The 20128-nt window shown below is 44.9% G+C and carries 21 protein-coding genes; 9 read left to right on the top strand and 12 right to left on the bottom strand.

Annotated features, from left to right (window positions below; all coding sequences use genetic code 11):
* Positions 1–43: 43 nt before the first annotated feature.
* Both DW947_RS18005 and DW947_RS18000 read right to left on the bottom strand, forming a co-directional pair.
* Positions 44–586, bottom strand: a complete 543-nt coding sequence (locus DW947_RS18005; protein WP_243635102.1) for a phage integrase SAM-like domain-containing protein — start codon at positions 584–586, stop codon at positions 44–46.
* 63 nt (positions 587–649) lie between these two features.
* Positions 650–1882: a site-specific integrase gene (locus tag DW947_RS18000; protein ID WP_119958582.1), complete on the bottom strand. Its 1233-nt coding sequence runs from the start codon at positions 1880–1882 to the stop codon at positions 650–652.
* Positions 1883–2399: 517 nt separating this feature from the next.
* Here DW947_RS18000 and DW947_RS17990 point away from each other — a divergent pair.
* The 3 genes from DW947_RS17990 to DW947_RS17980 all read left to right on the top strand — a co-directional run bounded on the left by DW947_RS17990 (position 2400) and on the right by DW947_RS17980 (position 5034).
* Positions 2400–2996 (top strand): DUF6621 family protein, encoded by a 597-nt coding sequence (locus DW947_RS17990; RefSeq protein WP_005831783.1) that lies wholly within the window; start codon positions 2400–2402, stop codon positions 2994–2996.
* Between the two features lie 14 nt (positions 2997–3010).
* Positions 3011–3898, top strand: a complete 888-nt coding sequence (locus DW947_RS17985; RefSeq protein WP_044468497.1) for a LysR family transcriptional regulator — start codon at positions 3011–3013, stop codon at positions 3896–3898.
* A 113-nt stretch (positions 3899–4011) separates the two neighbouring features.
* Positions 4012–5034: a YeiH family protein gene (locus DW947_RS17980; RefSeq protein WP_005831779.1), complete on the top strand. Its 1023-nt coding sequence runs from the start codon at positions 4012–4014 to the stop codon at positions 5032–5034.
* Between the two features lie 301 nt (positions 5035–5335).
* Here the strand turns inward: DW947_RS17980 and DW947_RS17970 are convergent, their stop codons facing one another.
* Positions 5336–5923 (bottom strand): hypothetical protein, encoded by a 588-nt coding sequence (locus DW947_RS17970; RefSeq protein WP_005832696.1) that lies wholly within the window; start codon positions 5921–5923, stop codon positions 5336–5338.
* Positions 5924–6083: 160 nt separating this feature from the next.
* Between DW947_RS17970 and DW947_RS17965 the strand changes: the two genes are divergently transcribed.
* The 4 genes from DW947_RS17965 to DW947_RS17950 all read left to right on the top strand — a co-directional run bounded on the left by DW947_RS17965 (position 6084) and on the right by DW947_RS17950 (position 8295).
* Positions 6084–6428: a helix-turn-helix domain-containing protein gene (locus DW947_RS17965; RefSeq protein ID WP_005832695.1), complete on the top strand. Its 345-nt coding sequence runs from the start codon at positions 6084–6086 to the stop codon at positions 6426–6428.
* 129 nt (positions 6429–6557) lie between these two features.
* Complete coding sequence (locus DW947_RS17960; protein ID WP_087331867.1) at positions 6558–7073, top strand: RNA polymerase sigma factor; 516 nt, start codon at positions 6558–6560, stop codon at positions 7071–7073.
* A complete protein-coding gene (locus tag DW947_RS17955; RefSeq protein ID WP_005832693.1) occupies positions 7054–7578 on the top strand; it encodes a hypothetical protein in 525 nt (174 codons plus the stop codon). The genes DW947_RS17960 and DW947_RS17955 overlap by 20 nt, the downstream gene beginning before the upstream one ends.
* Positions 7579–7584: 6 nt before the next feature.
* Positions 7585–8295 carry a DUF4252 domain-containing protein gene (locus DW947_RS17950; protein ID WP_005832692.1) on the top strand — a complete coding sequence of 237 codons (711 nt, stop codon included), beginning with the start codon at positions 7585–7587 and terminating at the stop codon, positions 8293–8295.
* Between the two features lie 67 nt (positions 8296–8362).
* Here DW947_RS17950 and recA read toward each other — a convergent pair whose 3' ends face one another.
* The 3 genes from recA to DW947_RS17935 form a co-directional block, all read right to left on the bottom strand.
* A complete protein-coding gene (gene recA / locus DW947_RS17945; protein WP_005831765.1) occupies positions 8363–9400 on the bottom strand; it encodes a recombinase RecA in 1038 nt (345 codons plus the stop codon).
* An 18-nt stretch (positions 9401–9418) separates the two neighbouring features.
* Positions 9419–9865, bottom strand: a complete 447-nt coding sequence (gene bcp / locus DW947_RS17940) for a thioredoxin-dependent thiol peroxidase (protein ID WP_119958581.1) — start codon at positions 9863–9865, stop codon at positions 9419–9421.
* Between the two features lie 66 nt (positions 9866–9931).
* Positions 9932–11125, bottom strand: a complete 1194-nt coding sequence (locus DW947_RS17935) for a saccharopine dehydrogenase family protein (protein WP_005831761.1) — start codon at positions 11123–11125, stop codon at positions 9932–9934.
* 195 nt (positions 11126–11320) lie between these two features.
* Between DW947_RS17935 and DW947_RS17930 the strand changes: the two genes are divergently transcribed.
* A complete protein-coding gene (locus DW947_RS17930) occupies positions 11321–12112 on the top strand; it encodes an META domain-containing protein (RefSeq protein WP_005831757.1) in 792 nt (263 codons plus the stop codon).
* Positions 12113–12193: 81 nt separating this feature from the next.
* Here DW947_RS17930 and DW947_RS17925 read toward each other — a convergent pair whose 3' ends face one another.
* On the bottom strand, positions 12194–12769 hold the full coding sequence (locus tag DW947_RS17925) for a Crp/Fnr family transcriptional regulator (RefSeq protein WP_034522707.1): 576 nt from the start codon (positions 12767–12769) through the stop codon (positions 12194–12196).
* 53 nt (positions 12770–12822) lie between these two features.
* Positions 12823–14223 (bottom strand): MATE family efflux transporter, encoded by a 1401-nt coding sequence (locus DW947_RS17920; RefSeq protein ID WP_119958583.1) that lies wholly within the window; start codon positions 14221–14223, stop codon positions 12823–12825.
* A 445-nt stretch (positions 14224–14668) separates the two neighbouring features.
* Here DW947_RS17920 and dnaK point away from each other — a divergent pair, with 445 nt between their 5' ends.
* The gene (dnaK, locus tag DW947_RS17915) at positions 14669–16588 is read left to right on the top strand and encodes a molecular chaperone DnaK (RefSeq protein WP_005831748.1); all 1920 of its coding nucleotides are present in this window, start codon (positions 14669–14671) and stop codon (positions 16586–16588) included.
* Between the two features lie 160 nt (positions 16589–16748).
* Here dnaK and DW947_RS17905 read toward each other — a convergent pair whose 3' ends face one another.
* The 4 genes from DW947_RS17905 to DW947_RS17890 all read right to left on the bottom strand — a co-directional run bounded on the left by DW947_RS17905 (position 16749) and on the right by DW947_RS17890 (position 20097).
* A complete protein-coding gene (locus tag DW947_RS17905) occupies positions 16749–16841 on the bottom strand; it encodes a DnaB-like helicase C-terminal domain-containing protein (protein ID WP_080782291.1) in 93 nt (30 codons plus the stop codon).
* 170 nt (positions 16842–17011) lie between these two features.
* Positions 17012–17578 (bottom strand): metallophosphoesterase, encoded by a 567-nt coding sequence (locus DW947_RS17900; RefSeq protein WP_016272794.1) that lies wholly within the window; start codon positions 17576–17578, stop codon positions 17012–17014.
* Complete coding sequence (locus DW947_RS17895) at positions 17575–18366, bottom strand: DNA-processing protein DprA (protein WP_133303613.1); 792 nt, start codon at positions 18364–18366, stop codon at positions 17575–17577. The genes DW947_RS17900 and DW947_RS17895 overlap by 4 nt, the downstream gene beginning before the upstream one ends.
* 6 nt (positions 18367–18372) lie before the next feature.
* Positions 18373–20097 carry a GNAT family N-acetyltransferase gene (locus DW947_RS17890; protein WP_165859475.1) on the bottom strand — a complete coding sequence of 575 codons (1725 nt, stop codon included), beginning with the start codon at positions 20095–20097 and terminating at the stop codon, positions 18373–18375.
* Positions 20098–20128: the final 31 nt, after the last annotated feature.

Raw genomic sequence — 20128 nt, 5'->3', positions numbered from 1 at the left:
GTGGGGCACTTTTTAAATGTTGTTCCGGGTCCCTTTTCAAGTGTTAGCTACAGCAATGGTTCACGTAGCTGTCGATACGTCCCTGGTCTCGTTTCAGAAATAGCTTGTATTCCTCCCCGAAATTCTCGTCTATGTCCTCAAAGGCGATGTCGTCCTTATCCAATGAATGGACAAAGGCTCTCAGGTTCTTCTGCCATGTCCGCTTGTGCAGAAAGGTTTGTCTGGCTTTTGAGGTTCGATACCATTCCACGATGGTATCACCAAAGTTCAGCAAGAACCTTCCTGTCGTGTCCTTGTCCTTCAACACAGCCTTCAGCATTTCCACGGTGATGATGCCGTTGGTGGTAAGAAGTGAGTTGTATTTATCCTTGACCTCAGCAAGGAAACTTGCCAATCGTCCGTTGTCCCTTGCGTTCCGTACCTCTCCCTTCTTGGCGTTCCACTCCTGTGGGGTACAGGATATGCCTGTGGAAATGGCTGCGCTTTTGCCGTCAACGGTGATGCGGCAAAGTATGTTGGCTGTTCCGTCTGCCTTCACCTTCTGTCTGTTGATGTAAGGCAAAATTGAAAATGTACTTCTGCTCATAGTTGTTGTCCTTATAATATAATAATGTGGTTGAACTGTAAAAAGAAAAGTTGAAAGCCTTGTTCATAATGCGAGAACGAAGTCCTTCTCGGTTGCAGCGATGAACTTGTCCATGTCCTCAAACAGCTTCTTTTGGGTTACTCTCGCATACCGCTGCGTCATCTTCACATCCTTGTGACCGAGCATCTTGCAGATGGTCTCCATCGGCACACCAGCCTCCAGCGTAATGAGGCTGGCGAACGAGTGTCGTCCCGAATGGTAGGAATAGGTCTTGCTCGTTTCCGCCAACTTGCAGATGGTGATGAGATCGATACTAACACGATTCGTGTTCAGCATTGGGAAAAGGGTATCTCTTGCCCCGTCCTCGTATTTCGCCATCAGCTCCAACGCCTCGGGCAGGAGTTTCACCCTGGCAAGTGTTCCGGTCTTCTTGCGGTTATAGATGAGCCATTTGTCGCCATCCTCCAACACCTTGACATTGGCTTTCGTGATGGAAACGGTGTCTATGAAGGCTGTTCCTGCATAGCAGGCGAAAAGAAACAGGTCACGGCTAACGGATAGTCTAGGCTTGTCTTCGGGCAGTTCCGCATCACGGATTTTTATGAAATCAGACATGCTGAGAGCCTTGGGTGTCGTAACCCTTGGAGTGCCAACCCGATAATGGGCGAACAGCAGGTTCTTGCACAAGCCTCGCTCAAAGGCGATGCGGCACATCTTCTTGAAGAGCGACACATAGATGGTGATGGTTCCTGATGAAAAGCCTTTCTCGTCAAGCAAGTAATGGTGAAAGTCACTGATGAAAGGCTCGGTCAGCTGTCCGAAAGCCAAATCAGTCAACCTATACTTCTCCCCGATGAACTCAGCGAGATTCTTGCGAATCTTTCTGTAAGTCCAGACACTGCTCTTCGACATATCGATGCCCTCATGGGTGCTGAGTTCACTGATATGCTCGTCCACGAAGGAGAGAAGGGTGGTCTGTGTCTTGACGCTGCCCTGCAAAGCCTCCTTGACATCCTTAGCCTCGAAGTCCGTTCTCTTTTCCACAAGCACATCGAAAGCCTTTTGGATGGAAAGCAACAACTGCTCGATGTCCTTGTTGGTTTCCACGGCTTCCTTGCTCTTGCCCTCCAATCGGCTGGCACGAGGATTCCAAAGCGATGGAGTGCAAGACAACTTGCAGGAGAACTGCGCCATAGTCCTGTTCACTGTGATGCGTCCCATGATGGGAGCTTTTCCATTCTTGTCCATTCCGCTCTTTTTGAGGTAGAGCAACACCTTGAATTTTTCGATTTTCATAACGCTTACATTTTGAGTGTGCAAATATAATCATTTTGTAAGCGTTCCTTGATACGCAAAACATTGAGAATCAGCGCAATGAAATCCGTTGATGCACAAAGTTGCCTTTCCGCATTGTTACCTGCTTTGCATAGGTAACTGTGGCTCACGATTTAGTAACTGAACTACTTCAATATTCCTCACTCGCTTGCTTTATGCCGATTTGGCAACTTTGTGCAAATCTGCTCATTCCCAACTGTTTACGTTCCAACCTCTCTTATTCTCCTTTGGCTGCTTTAGAGCTTTATGTTATAGTAGCTAAGTCTTCGTGTTCCAGCTCCAAGGTTTCCGTGTTGCGGGGGAAGGATATTCTCTTTCCGCTTCGGAGATATAGATTAATTGCTTGGGATGATACAAGTTATTGATAAATTTGTCGTACTTTTACTGCTTCAAAGTTTTGTGCTTTCTGTGTGGTAGGTTTTCGGAGCTCCGCTTGCAGAGGAGCATTATGTATAATTATGTATTAAGATAGGAGATAATGGAGGATAAGATAAAGTTTCCGGCAAATGTGATATTGATAGATGTTGCATTTCTGAATGAAGTGGTATATGGTGCAAAGAACTTTTTGGAAGGTAAGTTGGGAAGGAAGCTACCCGATGTTGACCTGCCGGCATGGTTGAGCTATCTGGCATTGGATGCCGGCTTGAGAGAACAAGAAAATGAGGTAGAAGTGTTGTTGGTGCATACTCCTGCAGCGGACGTGCTGAAGTGTTGTGAACCATCCGATGTGAATAAACTGAATCACCAGGCATGCCGTACGCCACTGGGCGAATTTACATTTTCTTCCGTCACCTCTTCCGGTTTAGTCTCTACCGAAGAGTTGTTTCTTGACCTGATGAACCTGGCGCTTGATTCTGCAGATGTGAAGTGTTTGATGTTGTTGCCTTTCCATCAGGTATATGGTAATGGAGTGGAGGAAAAGCTGGCGGGTTTCTTCAAAGACAAGAATGAAGAAGAACGGGGCAAAGCTGTGTATTTCATTACGGAGGAACCTCTGAGCCCGGTGTATTGCCGCCTGGAGCCGGTGTTTTATTCTTTGGCGCATGCTTTCGGCATCAAGTCTGACGAGTTATAGGATATAAGAAGTATATGAGTGATTTCCGTTTAAAAGTGTTTCAGTCTGTTGCCAAGAACTTGAGTTTTACAAAGGCTTCGCAAGAGTTGTTTGTTAGTCAGCCGGCTATAACCAAGCATATCCAGGAGCTGGAGGCCACTTACCAGACGAGGCTTTTCGACCGGCAGGGAAGTAAAATCAGTCTGACCGAGTCGGGCCGGCTGCTTTTGGAGCATTGCGAACGGATATTGGAGGACTATAAACGGCTGGAATATGAAATGCACTTGTTACATAACGAATATATTGGAGAACTCAAGTTGGGAGCCAGCACTACCATTGCGCAGTATGTGCTTCCTCCGTTGCTGGGCAGTTTTATCGGCAAGTTTCCGCAGGTCAACTTGTCCTTGCTCAATGGAAATTCCCGGGAAATAGAAGCCGCTTTGCAGGAACACCGCATTGACTTGGGATTGGTGGAAGGGGTTTTCCGCCTTCCCAATCTGAAGTACACTACTTTTCTTGAGGATGAACTGGTAGCGGTAGTCCATTCCAAAAGCCGTTTGCAGTTGCCCGAAGAGATTACTCCCCAGGATTTGCCCGCTATTCCTTTAGTGCTCCGTGAGCGCGGTTCGGGTACGCTGGACGTGATAGAACGCTCACTCCAGAAGCACGGCGTCAAGCTTGCCTCACTCCATGTACTGATGTACTTGGGTAGTACCGAAAGCATCAAGCTCTTTCTTGAAAACTCCGATTGCATGGGAATCGTGTCTATCCGTTCCATCTGCAAGGAACTGGCGGCAGGTACTTTCCGCGTGGTCGAGATAAAGGATATGCCCATGCTTCGCGACTTCTGCTTTGTCCAGTTGCAAGGGCAGGAAGGAGGGTTGTCACAAGCCTTTATGAACTATATGTTTATGTCCCGATAACAATAAGTTATAGTCTATAAGTAGAAACGATTGGCGGGTGTACTAAAATAGAACTACCTTTGCACCCGGAAAATTAAGGAATAAACATTAGTAATAATAGTAAAATAAACAGTATGGCTTCAAATCGAGTTTTGGCTAAAAGCATTAATATGCCTTTTCTTCAAAGTAATAATAAATTTATTTATGTATCTCTCCTGGTTGTCCTCTCCTTCTTTCTGCTGTTGGATTATGTGCCCGGTATGCATGCCTATTCGGCGTGGGTCACTCCACCGTTGGCGTTGTTCTTGGGGTTGGCCTTTGCATTGTTGTGTGGGCAGGCACATCCGAAGTTCAATAAGAAGACTTCAAAGTATCTATTGCAATACTCTGTTGTAGGGTTAGGATTTGGAATGAATCTGCAGGCTTCCCTGGCTTCGGGCAAGGAGGGAATGGAGTTCACGATTATTTCTGTAGTGGGGACATTGCTCATAGGCTGGCTCATAGGGCGTAAGTTCCTAAAAGTGGACCGTGACACTTCCTATCTTATCAGTTCCGGTACGGCTATCTGCGGAGGCAGTGCCATTGCGGCTGTGGGGCCGGTGTTGAAGGCAAAGGATAGCGAGATGTCTGTGGCATTGGGCACCATCTTTATATTGAATGCCATTGCATTGTTTGTTTTCCCGGTGATAGGCCACGCTTTGAACATGAGCCAGCATGAGTTCGGCACATGGGCGGCCATTGCCATACATGATACGAGTTCGGTAGTGGGGGCAGGTGCCGCATATGGCGAGGAGGCCCTGAAGGTGGCAACGACTATAAAGCTGACACGTGCCTTATGGATTATTCCTTTGGCTCTGGTAACTTCGTTCATCTTTAAGAGTAAGGGACAGAAAATCAGTATTCCCTGGTTCATCTTCTTCTTTGTGCTGGCTATGATTTTCAATACTTATGTGCTGGGGACTACCGAAACGGGTGCCATGATTGGGGAGGGAATCAATTCTTTGGCCCGCAAGACGCTGACTATCACTCTGTTCTTTATCGGTGCCTCTCTGTCACGTGATGTACTGAAGGCAGTAGGCATCAAGCCCTTGATACAAGGCACCTTGTTGTGGATAGTGATTAGTGTGAGCACGTTGGCATATATCTACTTGTTCTGATTGCATCGGTCCGGCAGTTCTTGAAGTATAACTTCCGGTTGAAGAAGTCGGTAGGATTTTTGCAACGTATTTCTTTCCTCATTGGATATATAGACGAATACACATCTCGGGATAACCGGGGTGTGTATTTCTTTTAATATCCTTCCCCATTGACGCCGGACCGGAGCAAGTGGAAGCCAAGTTATGATACCTTTTGCTTCCAGCGTTGCTTTTGTCCTCGGTTCGGCGTGCTGACCAGTTAATACAATGTTCCAGAAATGTGGTTCTTTCAGCTGTTTTTTTATATCTTGAGAAGTCATAGTTAGTTCACTTTTTTGATGATAAAGTCGAAAGAGGTGAAGAATTGAGGGTGCTTACCGATAGATATGGGAAGGATAATGGTAATGGAGGAATTCCTTCCTTTCCGAATATCTTTCTTGTTGTATATTTGAGAGTTATTTGTCGTATAAGTTGTCACACCAATCTTTTGGCTTGTTTCTGCCTGGCTTTTTATTATTGCAAAGGGAGTTTCCGCTTCTGCCAGTATGGGGTATTTGACTTCTGAGGTTCTTCCGTCCACAATGAATTGCATATTTTCCCAGTTTATTCGGATATCTTCTGAAGAGTTGTTGCGAATTATAATTTCCCATTGGGAGTCGTTTGGAATAAACTTATAAGTAACCCCATCTTTTGTATACTCTAATTTCCCTTTTTGGTTCTCCAGCCATTTAAAGGATACTTGGCATCCCGCATCAACGTATTGTGCAGATAAAGTGGTTGGAAATAGGAGAAACAGCAAAATGGCCAGCTTATTTTTCTTCTTATATTTCCGGTAGTCATTGTATATCCATAGCATAATAAAAATAATGCCGATAGGGATGGCTATGAGAATACATGTCAGTAAATTCATGATAGCAGATATTATTTGTTTGTTTATATGAATATGTTGCAAAAGTATCATAAAATATTTGATAAAACAAACGAATTATGAATAAAAAGAACGATACATACAGACAAATTGGTATTGGTGTTCCTTATAATATGAATGATTAATTTGTACCTTCATATAAATGGAAAAAAGTAATATATACATCGGAGAGATAATCAAGAACGTGATGCTTGAACAGCAGGTTACCAAGGCGGAACTTGCACGAAGACTGAAAGTTAAGCCTCAAAGTGTAGACTATATGCTTACGAGAAAAAGTGTTGATACGGATACGTTGTATAATGTCTCACGTGCCTTGAACTACGATTTTGCTTTGTTGTATTCCATTCATAAGGAACAGATAAATTATGATACGTTAGAGCAGGAATACAGACTCTCCACAGCGAAGGTGTTGGTGGAGCTTGAGCTGAAGCCTGAAGACATTGCAAAATTGAATCTTAAAAAGCGGATTGCTGATGTCTTGAAATAAACGCACTCTTGGGCTGGTGCTATTGGTGTTTTCATTTTTTTTCCATTTTTTCTTCCTGGTCGTGTAACAAAATCCTTTCCCCCTACGTCTGAAGGGTATAAACAGGAATCTACTATTGATAAATAGCCCATGGACGCTGAAAGTTTTAAAAAAGAGTTTCTGCCATATCATCGCAAGCTGTACTGCATAGCTTATAGGCTGTTGGAGAATGCTGCCGACGCTGAAGATTTGGTGCAGGAAGCTTATCTGAAGTTGTGGGACAAGCGGGAAGGACTGGCCATTATCAGTAATCCGGAAGCATTCAGCGTTACTCTGGTGAAAAATATGTGCTTTGATTTGCTTCGTTCGGGAAAGTATACTTTGAGCAGACAGAGTGTGGAGTTGGCCGAAGTGCATAATGTGTCTCAAGCAGATAACTTTGAAGCGCGGGATGAAGCGCAGCAGGTAAGGCATATCATTGCCCATCTGCCGGTGCAACAGCAGAAAATAGTAACGTTGCGTGATGTCAAGGGATGTTCTTATGAAGAGATAGAGCAGGTCACGGGATTGAATGCTACCAATGTCCGTGTACTGTTGTCCCGGGCAAGAAAAAAGATACGTGAGGAATTTAATAAATGGAGTAACTATGAAAGTCGAGGAAATTGAAAGGCTGCTCGCCGAATTTTATGAAGGGAATACCAACGAGCAGGAAGAAGAGTTGTTGAAGGAAGCTTTCAGAACCGAAGAAGTGCCCGAGCACTTGCAGAAGGACAAGAAACTCTTTCTCAGCTTTTTTCCCGGGGAAGTGGTGGATAATGTTCCCGCCGGATTGGAGGATAAACTGAGCCGGATGATTGATGAAAAGGCTGAAGAGGAACAACGTTTTTTCCACCGGAACAAGGCCAAACGTAATTGGCGCTGGATAGGAGGTATTGCTGCCACCATTCTGGTTCTTGTAGGTGTAGGTTATGGCATTACGAACATGGGAGAGGATATGCGTCCTCCTACACCTCAGGACACTTTCTCTGATCCGGAAGCTGCTTATAAGGCATTGCAGGCCACTTTAATCGAGGTGTCTGCGAATCTGAACAAGGGAATTGAACAGATAGAGGAAACGCGGATAGACGTAACGAAGGTGAACCAGGAAGTAAGAAAAGAAATTCAACAATAATCTGATATGAAAACAATGAAAATGATTTTGGCAGGTGTACTGCTGATGTTGCCTTTGCTTTGCCAGGCACAAAAGAACCTATTCAACAAGTATGGAGATATGAAAGGCGTGTCGTCCGTCTACATATCCAAGGCAATGATAGAAACGAATCCCAACTTGTTTACTAAAGATGTTTATATTGGGAAAGTGTCCGGACAGTTGAACTCTGTGCAGGTACTTTCTACAATGGATAATAATGTAAAGAAAGAAATGCGTAAGGATCTTCGTTCTTTGGTGCAGTCTTCCAGATATGAATTGCTGATGAAGCAGAAGGGAACAGTCTCCAGTTCTGAATTCTACATGAGCCGTAAAGGGGAAAAGGTGAAGGAGCTGATTATGATTGTAGATGGTGCAGCTACTCTGAAATTTGTTTATTTGGAAGGTGATATGACTTTGAAGGATATACAGAATATCATGATGTATCAGAATACCAGCTGGAATGGGAACAATGTGAATATACAGCTTCCGGATATAAACTGGGCTGAGATAGAGAAGCTGAAGAACCGCGATTGGCTTGGAGAATTGAAGCATTCGCAAGAACTGGCATTGAAAGGGCTGGAAAATGTAGCCAAGCTGAAAGACAATAAGTATCTGAAAGAACAAATGGATACCGATACATGGAAACGTTTTGAAAAAAGCATGGAGGCTTTGGAAGAACGTTTGGAAAAGATGGAATAGGAAGCGGTAACCTTTTAGGGAAACTTGCCAATAGAATGTTTTGTTTTTCTATTGGCAAGTTTTTTTGTTATTTGTCTTTTCTCAATTCTGCAAAGATAAGCCCTTCCAGCTCTTCTGCCAGTTCCGGATTGTCAAGGATGACCTGCTTGGCGGCGTCGCGTCCCTGGGCAATTTTCGTCTCGTTATAGCTGAACCATGAGCCGCTTTTCTTGATGATGCCAAGCTCTGCACCCAAGTCAATGATTTCGCCTGCACGGGAGATGCCTTCACCGAACATGATGTCGAATTCCGCTCTACGGAAAGGAGGAGCTACCTTGTTCTTCACAACTTTCACTTTGGTCTGCTTGCCGATTACTTCATCGCCGTTCTTGATGGCTTGGCTTCCACGGATGTCAAGACGTACGGAGGCATAGAACTTCAGTGCATTACCGCCGGTAGTTGTTTCGGGATTGCCGAACATGACACCGATTTTTTCGCGCAACTGGTTGATGAAGATACAAGTGGTGCGTGTTTTGCTGACAGCTGCCGTCAGTTTACGCAAGGCTTGTGACATGAGCCGGGCTTGCAGACCTACTTTGTTGTCACCCATATCGCCTTCAATTTCGGCTTTCGGGGTCAATGCAGCCACAGAGTCCACTACAATGATGTCAATAGCGGAGGAACGGATCAGTTGCTCTGCGATTTCCAGTGCTTGTTCGCCATTGTCCGGCTGTGATATCAGCAGATTGTCCACATCCACACCCAGTTTTGCCGCATAGAAGCGGTCGAAAGCATGTTCTGCATCAATGAATGCGGCAATGCCTCCTGCCTTTTGCGCTTCAGCGATGGCATGAATGGCAAGGGTTGTCTTACCGGAAGATTCCGGGCCGTAAATCTCGATGATACGTCCGCGGGGATATCCTCCCACGCCAAGAGCCACATTGAGGCCGATGGAACCTGTGGGAATAACTTCTACTTGTTCGACGCTTTCGTCGCCCATTTTCATGATAGAGCCTTTACCAAAGCTCTTTTCTATCTTGTCCATGGCAGCCTGCAAGGCTTTCAGTTTTTCGCCCGATGCCAGATTGCTGCCATTTTCAAAATTCAGTTCGTCTTTTTTTGCCACGTTGTTAATGTTTAATGATTATAAAATTTGTGCCGCATGGTCTTTGGTCTTCACTTCTTTCGGAGTGATGATGCGCTCTACAATACCTTCTTCATTAATGATGAAAGTTGTGCGGAACGTTCCCATATATTTGCGGCCATACATGCTTTTTTCGCCCCATACTCCGAATTGTTCTACCAGCTTCTTGTCGGTGTCTGCAATCAGGGTAAAAGGCAGATTGTTTTTCTCAATAAATTTCTGGTGTGACTTTTCGCTGTCCACACTGACGCCGATGACTTCATAACCGGCTTTGCGCAGGTCGGCATAATTATCCCGCAGGTTGCAGGCTTGTGCCGTGCAGCCGGATGTCATGTCTTTGGGGTAGAAGTAAAGTACAATCTTCTTTCCCTTATAGTCACTCAAGCGGATTTCTTCACCTTTTTCGTTGATACCCAATATTTCGGGTGCTTTATCTCCTATATTCACTTTGTTAATGTTTAATGATTAGTGGATAATGATTAGTGATTAATGTTTAATGATTAATCATTAATTTCAAACTTCCAAGTCTCCGTCGATAATCTCATGCCAAGGCAGGCCTTGTTTGTTGAGCTGTTCCATGAACGGGTCCGGATTGAATTCCTCGACATTCCATACCCCCGGCTTTTTCCACAATCCCTTGAGGAACATCATGGCACCAATCATGGCGGGCACACCGGTGGTATAGCTTACGCCCTGCATGCCGGTTTCCTTGTAGGCCTCCTGGTGGCTGCAGTTGTTATATACATAGTAGGTACGCTCTTTGCCATCCTTTAGTCCGCGAATGCGGCAGCCGATGGATGTTTCGCCTTCGTAGTTTTCGCCCAGGTCTTGCGGGTTGGGGAGGACGGCTTTCAGGAATTGCAGCGGAACAATCTTCATGCCGTTATATTCCACTTCGTCTATGCGTGCCATGCCGATGTTCTGGATAACGCGCAGGTGGGTTAGATACTCTTGTCCAAACGTCATCCAGAAGCGTGCACGCTTGATGGTGGGGAAATTCTTCACCAGAGACTCCAGTTCTTCGTGATAAAGCAGGTAGGAGTCGCGCGGACCGATGTTCGGATAAGTCAGGTCTTTGTGGATTTCCAGCGGCTTGGTTGTCACCCATTCTCCGTTTTCATAATAGCGGCCGTTCTGTGTAATCTCACGGATATTGATTTCCGGATTGAAGTTGGTGGCGAATGCTTTATGATGATTTCCGGCATTGCAGTCTACGATGTCCAGATATTGTATTTCGTCAAAATGATGTTTGGCGGCGTATGCAGTATAGATGCCGCTCACTCCCGGGTCGAAACCGCAACCGAGGATGGCGGTCAGTCCGGCATCTTCGAAGCGTTTCTTATAGGCCCATTGCCAACTGTATTCAAAGTGGGCAACATCTTTCGGCTCATAATTGGCGGTATCCAGATAGTTGACTCCACTTTGCAGACAAGCCTCCATGATGGTGAGGTCTTGGTAGGGGAGGGCTACGTTGATGACGATTTCGGGTTTGAAACTATTGAAGAGTGCTACCAGTTCGTCCACGCTGTCGGCATCTACCTGGGCGGTTTTGATGTTCGGGTTACCGATTGCCTTGACAACAGCGTCACATTTGGACTTGGTGCGGCTGGCTATCATGATTTCTGTAAACACATCAGGATTTTGAGCCACTTTGTGCGCAACAACGGTACCTACACCGCCTGCACCGATAATAAGAACTTTACCCATTTCTTTGTACTATATTATTATATTAGGTTTATAAAAAATACGGAGAGCAAATATAAGGGTTAATTCTTAGATAAACATTAAAATCCTGCTAAATACTTTGGGGCAAATGCTTCAAATATTAAACAAATTACTTGCATTTGGGTTATTTTCTATATATTTGCCCCTTGAATAAATTAACTTAAACAACGAATAACAATGAAAAAAGTATTTGTTTCCCTATGCATGGCAAGCGTGTTGATGGGCTTGTCTTCTTGTGCATCAACCAAAAATGCCGCAACTCTTTCTTCCATCAGCGGTGAGTGGAATATTATTGAAGTGAATGGTACTGCCGTAGTCCCTGCTCCGGGTCAGGAATTTCCCTATATCGGTTTTGACACAAAGACTGGAAAAGTATTTGGCAACAGTGGTTGCAACCGTATGATGGGTTCGTTTGACGTGAATGCCAAGCCCGGCACGATTGACCTTGGCGCTTTGGCAAGTACCCGTATGGCTTGTCCGGATATGACTGTAGAAAATAATGTGTTGTCGGCTTTGAACAAAGTGAAAAAGTATAAGAAGCTGGGAAAGGAAAATATAGCTTTATGCGGTGCTTCCAATCGTCCCATAGTCGTGTTGCAGAAGAAAGAATCCGTTTCCAAGTTGTCTGATTTGGAAGGAAAGTGGATAATTAGTGAGGCTGCGGGCGAGGCTATTCCCGACGGAATGGAGAAGCAGCCGTTCATCGAATTTAATATTGCAGAAAAGCGCTTGCACGGCAATGCGGGTTGCAATCTGATTAACGGCGCTTTCCAGGTTGATGATGAAAACCCGTCGGCAATCTCTTTCCCGCAAGTTATCAGTACCATGATGGCATGCCCTGATATGGAGGTGGAAGGCCGTGTGCTGAAAGCCTTGAATTCCGTTCAGTCTTTTGGCAAGCTGGCAGGCGGAGGCATCGGGCTGTACGATGCTGACAATAACCTGGTGATGGTGTTGGTGAAGAACTGACAAGATAGGTTGAAATAAAAAAGGCTCTTACAGAAATAATCTGCTAAGAGCCTTTTTTGCATCTTGACATAAAATGGTCTTTTACTTTTTCTTTAATCCTGCGCGTATCCGGCTCAGGGATTGCGGAGTGATGTAGAGATAAGAAGCCAGATACTTGAGCGGTACATCCTGCAGCAGTTCCGGATTCTCTTCCATCAGCGTCATGTACCTTTCTTTGGCAGTGGGAGGGGTACCGTAGGCTACCGTAGAACTGTCTACCGACAGAATTTCCCGTTCAAAGATTCTTCTGCCGAAGTTGGCCATGTCTACGGAATGCAAAAAAAGGGCTTCCAGCTCAGGCTTGCTGATACAATAGGCGATGCTTTCATTCATCGACTCGATGTTGATGGGGGAAACTTCGCCGTCCACATATCCCCACGATGAGAAAGCTGTATCGCCCGATGCGGCGAACCAAAGGGAGTTTTCCGTACCCTCTGTCAGGTGGTAGGCGCGCCAGATACCTTTCTTCAAAAGATAGAAATTGCTGTTCCTTTCCCCTTCGCTGATAATGAGTTCTCCCTTGCTGAAACGAACTTCTGCCATGTGTGACAGAAGTTCGTGCAAAGTGTTTTCCGGTAGTTTATACTTCTTGCAGAATTTCTTTATCATAGTTTCCATGCTGCAAAGATAGTGTAAACCGAAGACAGGACTTTTATGCTTGCATGAAAAAGTTATGTTGGGGTGCAGCCCATCTTGTCTAAAGATACGGATTTTTCTTTATGCTCCTTTTTCCCGGATATGTAAATCACGAGGATAAAGAGGGTTGTCAGCATTTCTGCAAGAGGAGTGGCAAGCCAGATTCCCCGGTCTCCCAATAGCAGGGGCAGTCCGAAAAAGCAGGCTGTCAGCAGGATAAAACCACGCAGCAGGGTGATAACTGTGGCATACTTGGCACGCTCCACACTCTGGAAATAGCCGATGGATACGATGTTGACGGCAAAGAACACGAAGCCGGTGGCATACAAAGGCAACCCTTTTACCGCTATGTCATAAGCCGGATAACTGCGGTCTATGAACATACCGACAATTTCAGGGCTGCAGAATATTGTGACCAGGGCAAAACATACACCGCAGCCTATGGCCGTTTTCAGTGCCAACAAGTAGGCGCGGCGGACACGTTGGCTCTCGTTCAGGCCGTAGTTATAACTGATAATCGGCTGCGCCGACTGCGCAATGGCATTATATACCATAAATATAATAGGAAAGAAATAGCAGGCAATGCTGAATGCCGCCACTCCGTCTTCCTTCAGATAATGAATGAACACCTGGTTGCCGACAAACATCATGCAGGCAATCGCCACCTCGCACAAGAAGGCGGAGGAACCCAATCGGCACATATAGCCAATGTTGCGGCGCATCAGTTGCATGCTTTTCCGGCTCATCTTAATGGGGTGGAAGCGCAGTGCGCACCGGCGGCGCATCAGATAGAATACTATCATCAATGCACCTACCGTGGTACCTATGGCACTTGCCAGTGCGGCACCGAACATTCCCCAGCCAAAGGGGAAGATGAACAGATAATCCAATAGGATGTTCAGAACGGCAGCCACCACATTGCACATCATGGCGAAGTTGGGCGAACCGTCCAGCCTCAGAAAAAACATACCCGAATTGAGCAATGCCGTGAACAGAGAGAAAGGCACAAACCAAAGCATGTATTCCACAGCCAATGGCGTGAGCCGTTCAGACCCTCCGAGCAGCTTTACCACCTGCGGGGCAAATGAACAGAATAGGGTGGAGGTGCACATCAGCAACAAGGAAGATATGACTACCGACTGCGTGATATTGATGCGTGCCACCTTGACCTTCCCGTGTGACAGATGAATGGAGGCTACCACAGAGGCGCCGACCCCGAACATAAGTCCCACCCCCGTAGAGAACAACCATAGCGGTGCCACAATGTTGACCGCCGCCAAAGCATCACTGCCGATTCCTTTTCCGACAAAGATGCCGTCGGTGATAACGAATAGTGCGGAGAAAATCATCCCCAGTACAGTAGGGAGCAATAGTTTGCGGAACAATGTCTTGATGTCCGTGTTCTTGAAGTCGATACTGTCTCTCATCTTTTCCATACTCATCTTATTTATTTCTTTAATATGTGAAAACTAATCATTTCCGTTGCTACGATTAAGCCCAATGTTAACTAATCCTTAATCGTTCCACCATGGTGGAACGATATTTCCCCCGTGGTGGAATGATATTTTCTCCACGGTGGAACAATATTTCCTCCATGGAGGAACGGTTAAAGGTATGCAAGGGAAATGATTAATGTTGTTCATGTTTTATCATCTCTGATTCGGGCGACAAAAGTAGAGCTTTTGAATGGAATGGAAATTAACAAATGGTAATTTCCGACAGAAAAAATGATTTTAATTCTGCCAAACTGACAGACAAACTGCCACAAGTATAAATCTGCGGCTGCTCTGAACAATTTGGCACAACGTTTGTCTTTTTATTGGCGTCTGCCACTGAGGCGGACGTCGAAACAGAATAATAACAAATAAAAAAATAACGATCATGGGAAAAATTATTGGTATTGACTTAGGAACAACAAACTCTTGCGTTGCAGTATTCGAAGGTAACGAACCTGTAGTAATTGCAAACAGTGAAGGTAAGCGCACCACTCCTTCAGTAGTAGCATTTGTTGATGGTGGCGAACGTAAAATCGGTGATCCTGCCAAGCGTCAGGCTATCACGAACCCCACCCGTACGGTTTTCTCCATCAAACGTTTCATGGGCGAAAACTGGGACCAGGTGCAGAAAGAAATCGGCCGCATGCCTTATAAAGTAGTAAAGGGTGACAACAATACTCCGCGTGTAGACATCGATGGACGTCTCTATACTCCGCAGGAAATCTCTGCAATGATTCTGCAGAAGATGAAAAAGACTGCCGAGGATTATCTGGGACAAGAAGTGACAGAAGCCGTAATTACCGTCCCCGCATACTTCTCAGACTCCCAACGTCAGGCTACAAAGGAAGCCGGACAGATTGCAGGTCTTGAAGTGAAGCGTATTGTGAACGAGCCGACTGCCGCAGCTCTTGCTTACGGTATTGACAAGTCTCACAAGGACATGAAGGTTGCCGTATTCGACCTTGGTGGTGGTACATTCGATATCTCTATCCTCGAATTCGGTGGCGGTGTGTTCGAAGTATTGTCAACCAACGGTGACACTCACCTGGGTGGTGACGACTTCGACCAGGTAATCATCGACTGGCTGGTTCAGGAGTTCAAGAACGACGAAGGTGCCGACCTGACTCAAGACCCGATGGCTATGCAACGTCTGAAGGAAGCTGCCGAGAAGGCTAAGATAGAGCTGTCCTCTTCTACAAGCACTGAAATCAACTTGCCGTACATCATGCCCGTAGGCGGTGTGCCCAAGCACTTGGTGAAGACGTTGACCCGTGCCAAGTTCGAGGCTCTGGCTCACAACTTGATTCAAGCTTGTTTGGAACCTTGTAAGAAGGCTATGAGCGATGCTGGTCTGAACAATGCGGACATTGATGAAGTAATCCTCGTAGGTGGTTCTTCACGTATCCCGGCTGTACAGAAGTTGGTAGAAGACTTCTTCGGTAAAGTTCCTTCCAAGGGTGTGAATCCGGATGAGGTAGTAGCCGTAGGTGCTGCCGTGCAGGGTGCCGTTTTGACGGACGAAATCAAGGGCGTTGTGTTGCTGGATGTTACTCCGCTGTCTATGGGTATCGAGACTATGGGTGGTGTGATGACGAAGCTGATTGATGCCAACACTACCATCCCCTGCAAGAAGAGCGAGACATTCTCTACTGCCGCCGACAACCAAACGGAGGTTACCATCCATGTATTGCAGGGTGAGCGTCCGATGGCTGCACAGAACAAGTCAATCGGCCAGTTCAACCTGACAGGTATTGCTCCGGCACGTCGCGGTATTCCTCAGATTGAGGTGACATTCGATATCGACGCCAACGGTATCTTGAAGGTGTCTGCCAAAGATAAGGCTACCGGTAAGGAACAGGCTATCCGTATCGAAGCTTCCAGCGGTTTGAGCAAGGAAGAAATCGAAAAGATGAAAGCCGAAGCCGAAGCCAATGCCGAAGCAGATAAGAAAGAGCGTGAGAAAGTAGACAAGCTGAACCAAGCCGACTCTATGATTTTCCAAACCGAAAATCAGTTGAAGGAACTCGGCGACAAGCTCCCTGCTGACAAGAAGGCTCCGATTGAAGCTGCTTTGCAGAAGCTGAAAGATGCCCATAAGGCTCAAGACCTGGCTACCGTAGACTCTGCCATGGCCGAACTGAATACGGCATTCCAGGCTGCAAGTGCTGAAATGTATGCCCAGAGTGGTGCTCAGGGTGGTGCACAAGCTGGTCCTGATATGAATGCAGGGCAACAAGGCGGTGCTCAGGATAATACAAAGCATGGCGATAATGTGCAGGATGCTGATTTTGAGGAAGTCAAATGATTCCGATAAGGATACAGATAATAAACAATAAGCAAAAGCGTGCAGCTCTGGTGAGTTGCACGCTTTTGTGTTTCAGGGGGAGGGTATGAGCTCGCTTGACTGCATCACAAGTAGTCCTTCTTATCAACCTTATAGTTTTCGGGAGACACAGAATAAAGTGTTAATCGTCTAAATTCTCAAATTTTGAATACTCTCCATTAAACTTCAAACGCACGATTCCCGTATCTCCATTCCTGTTTTGAGCAATAATAATTTCTGCTGTACCACGTAAGTTATTTCCTTCTGTATTCAGCTAATTTCTTTTTTAGACTTCCTATGATTGTTTCCGGTACGGAACGAGAGGAGGGAGATTAATGGCTTGTATGTGAGAATGAGTATCTCCTTTTTAATTTCAGTTCAAAAAATGTTTCCATTGTTTTTTCTTTATTGTTGTTGAAATAAGTCTTGATATAGACTTACATTATAGTATGTTGTATAATCTGTTTTCAAATACAGGTTTCCACATTCATGAGTATGTCCGAATAGGTGGACTTTTGGAGGATGCTTTGAGATGGCTTCTGCAAGAAGTGAGCAACCATGTCCATTATCTAAGTAACCTTTTGCCGCTCCATGTGTGACAAGTATATCCAAACTGTCAGGAATACTCAACGGGGTATGCAACCAAGGTCTGGCCTCAATGGAGTAGAAATTCAATCCACTAAAAGAAAATCCATTGTTCAACAAAAGTTTCACATTGTTCGGTATCTGTTTTTGAACGTCAGCAATCGGATATATGTCAAATGACAAATCATGGTTTCCGGGTACGAAGAGTCGCAGCAGTGCAGGAATGTTAGAATACCATTCCATAAATCGGGCAAAGTTGTATTCATCGGTTTCTACATCGCCTGCACAAATCAGAATATCCGTATCAGGCGGAATTTGAACTTCTTCGTGCTTCCCATGTGTGTCAGAAAATGCGAAGATATTAAAACCTTTATATCGAATCATCATATCGGCAGTGCTATTTTATTTTTCAATAGATATTCGTTCCCGGAATTGCCCTGGTTGTAATGGGTGAATTGCCCGGCATATATTTTCTTCTCATACTTCTGCGCAAACCTTACGGTGTGCATGGTTCCGCTGTGAATAGGGCATTCCGCCACAATCAACTTCTGGCATAAAGCGGCCTGTAAGCGATTACGGGCTATCAATCGTGTGGGATTGGCTTTCACGCCAATTACTTGCTCGGACAATAGAAGACCTTCATTTTGAAGAATCCTATCTTGCAGTGGCTTGTTCTCTTTGGGATGAGTAATATCCAACCCGGAAGCCACAATAGCGATAGTTTTACCATTAACAGAAAGACATCCTTGATGGGCAGCAGTGTCGCAACCTAAAGCCATACCGCTGATAACTACTTCTCCATTCTTTGCACATTCTACCGCACAATTATAGGCAATATAACAGCCTTTTTCCCCGGCTTTTCTTGCTCCTATGATTGCAACGGCTTTTCTGTCCAATAAATCCATATTTCCCAATAAATGAATGAGTAGAGGACAATCTTCTCCTATGACACGTAGGCATTGAGGAAAGTCGGGATGATGGAAGGGGAATGAACAGATACCCAACCTTTCTTGCTCTTTTATCCGTGACTTGGCCTTGTTCAATAGCTCTTCCAAATCATCCCGTTCTTTCGCTATATTATTGAAGAAATTTTCATTAGCCCGGAATATTTCAGATGCTTTTACGCCCAGCCATTGTAGACATAAAATCTGTTCTACGTTCAATCTTTTTCCCATGCCCAATCAGTATAGAGTACCTTTATATAAAGATGGCGTAGCTTTTGCATTGCCCAGGCAGCACAACGTAATATCACCGTCGTATTCACATTCAACAGTGAAGAAGCCAAGAGCATCCGGTTCGCAGGTTACTATTTCGTATTTACACACCTGTTGTCCACAATGAACAATAGAAGTACTGTTCAACTGAGAACGAATACTCACTTTGCAACCAAACTTCTCGGCTATCATGTCTTTGTTCCTTACATTTTTTTTACCGGCAACCGATTTTGATAACCATTCCTCTATGGTTACATTTGCAGGTATTTCAGCTTTTATAAATCCTTTCAAATCACAATAATAATCTGTTCCTAAATCCTCGAATTGAATGATGTTTATCCTATATTTCGCTCTTGGTACATTGAGTATATCTTCAGAGATGATTTCACCGGTAATGTTGCATTCCTCGATAATGGTTTTCAGAATGTCTATGGTAGAGATGGAAAGCGAATCCACCATTTTCAAGATACTTTCCTTTAAGGACATATTAGTAAGGTGGTCATCTATCACATCATTCACCGCCTTTGCCGAGAGGTTGGAGAACTCTTTGATGTAGCGTATCCGTCCGGGGCGACCCAACAGGTTCTCGTCGATATTCAATTCGTTAGTCGTAAGGATATACAATTTTCGTTTGCTATTATATACTCCGTCTATCATTTTCAGCAATACATCTTCCTCTTCATCAAAAGTTTTTTCCGCTTCGTCTATCAGTATGATTGCTTCGAAACACAGTGATTGAATGAACTCCAGCATACCATCCATCGGTTTGGAAATGACAATGACAGGCAGTCCGATTTTGTTGCAGAGCAACTTGGCGGCAATGGTTTTGCCCGTTCCTTTTATACCGTTGAAGATAACACCGAGATTCTTATTATTCTTGACAAACAATTCCGAAGTCCATGTTGTGATAATCCGTTTCATCACATCTTCGCATTCGAGGTCATATATCTTGAAACTGAACGCAAAGGTTTCGTCTATCTTCTCCAATCCAAGTCTTCCGGTGTTTGGTTCTTTATAGATTCGGAATACTCCATTGCCGGGTGTTGACATCAAAGAGGCATAGCCGGGTATAGGGAAAAGAATGCCGCCTTGGTTTATCCATTTCTGTTTCTCGATTATTCTTAAATCTTCTTTTTGCAATTTGTTCGTTCCCGGATATTCGTATTCTTCTTTGGTGAGCATATAAACCTCTACATCTACCAATTCATCACAGCCGGTAATGCCATGCTCCCGTTCCAATCCTTTGAAGATAAAACCACTTTTGATTGCCACCCTGCGCGAAGCGTCGTTGCGAGGGAAGACTGTTATAACGAGTGTACCTACACAGCATTCATTGAAGAGGTAGGGTAAGATAGATTTTATGGTTTCTGTCATATACCCATTCCCTCGTGCTTCTTTGTGGAGGAAATAGCAGATTTTATAGTTTGCAGAGTTTCCGTTCGTTTCTTGAAGTGAGCAAGGATATAACTCAAATACGCCAATCACCTTTTGTGCTTCTTCCTTTTTGGTAATGACAAACAGGTTACCGGTAACCAGCTCTTTCCGAATTTTCCCTTCTGCTTCGCTCGGATGGCTCATCGGGGAGAAACCGGTTTGGAGAGCGGTCTGTTCGTCACTCATCAGTTCATAGACGCCTAAAGCATCTGTTGTTTCTGCATTTCGGATGCAAAGTCTTTCTGTTGATATTTTCATACTTATCATAATTTTTGTTCTTGCATTAATA

This window comes from Bacteroides sp. AM44-19 (assembly GCF_003603395.1).
GTDB lineage: Bacteria > Bacteroidota > Bacteroidia > Bacteroidales > Bacteroidaceae > Bacteroides > Bacteroides uniformis.
The sequence above is the reverse complement of the archived record's forward strand: the minus strand, read 5'-3'. Positions and strand labels throughout refer to the sequence as shown.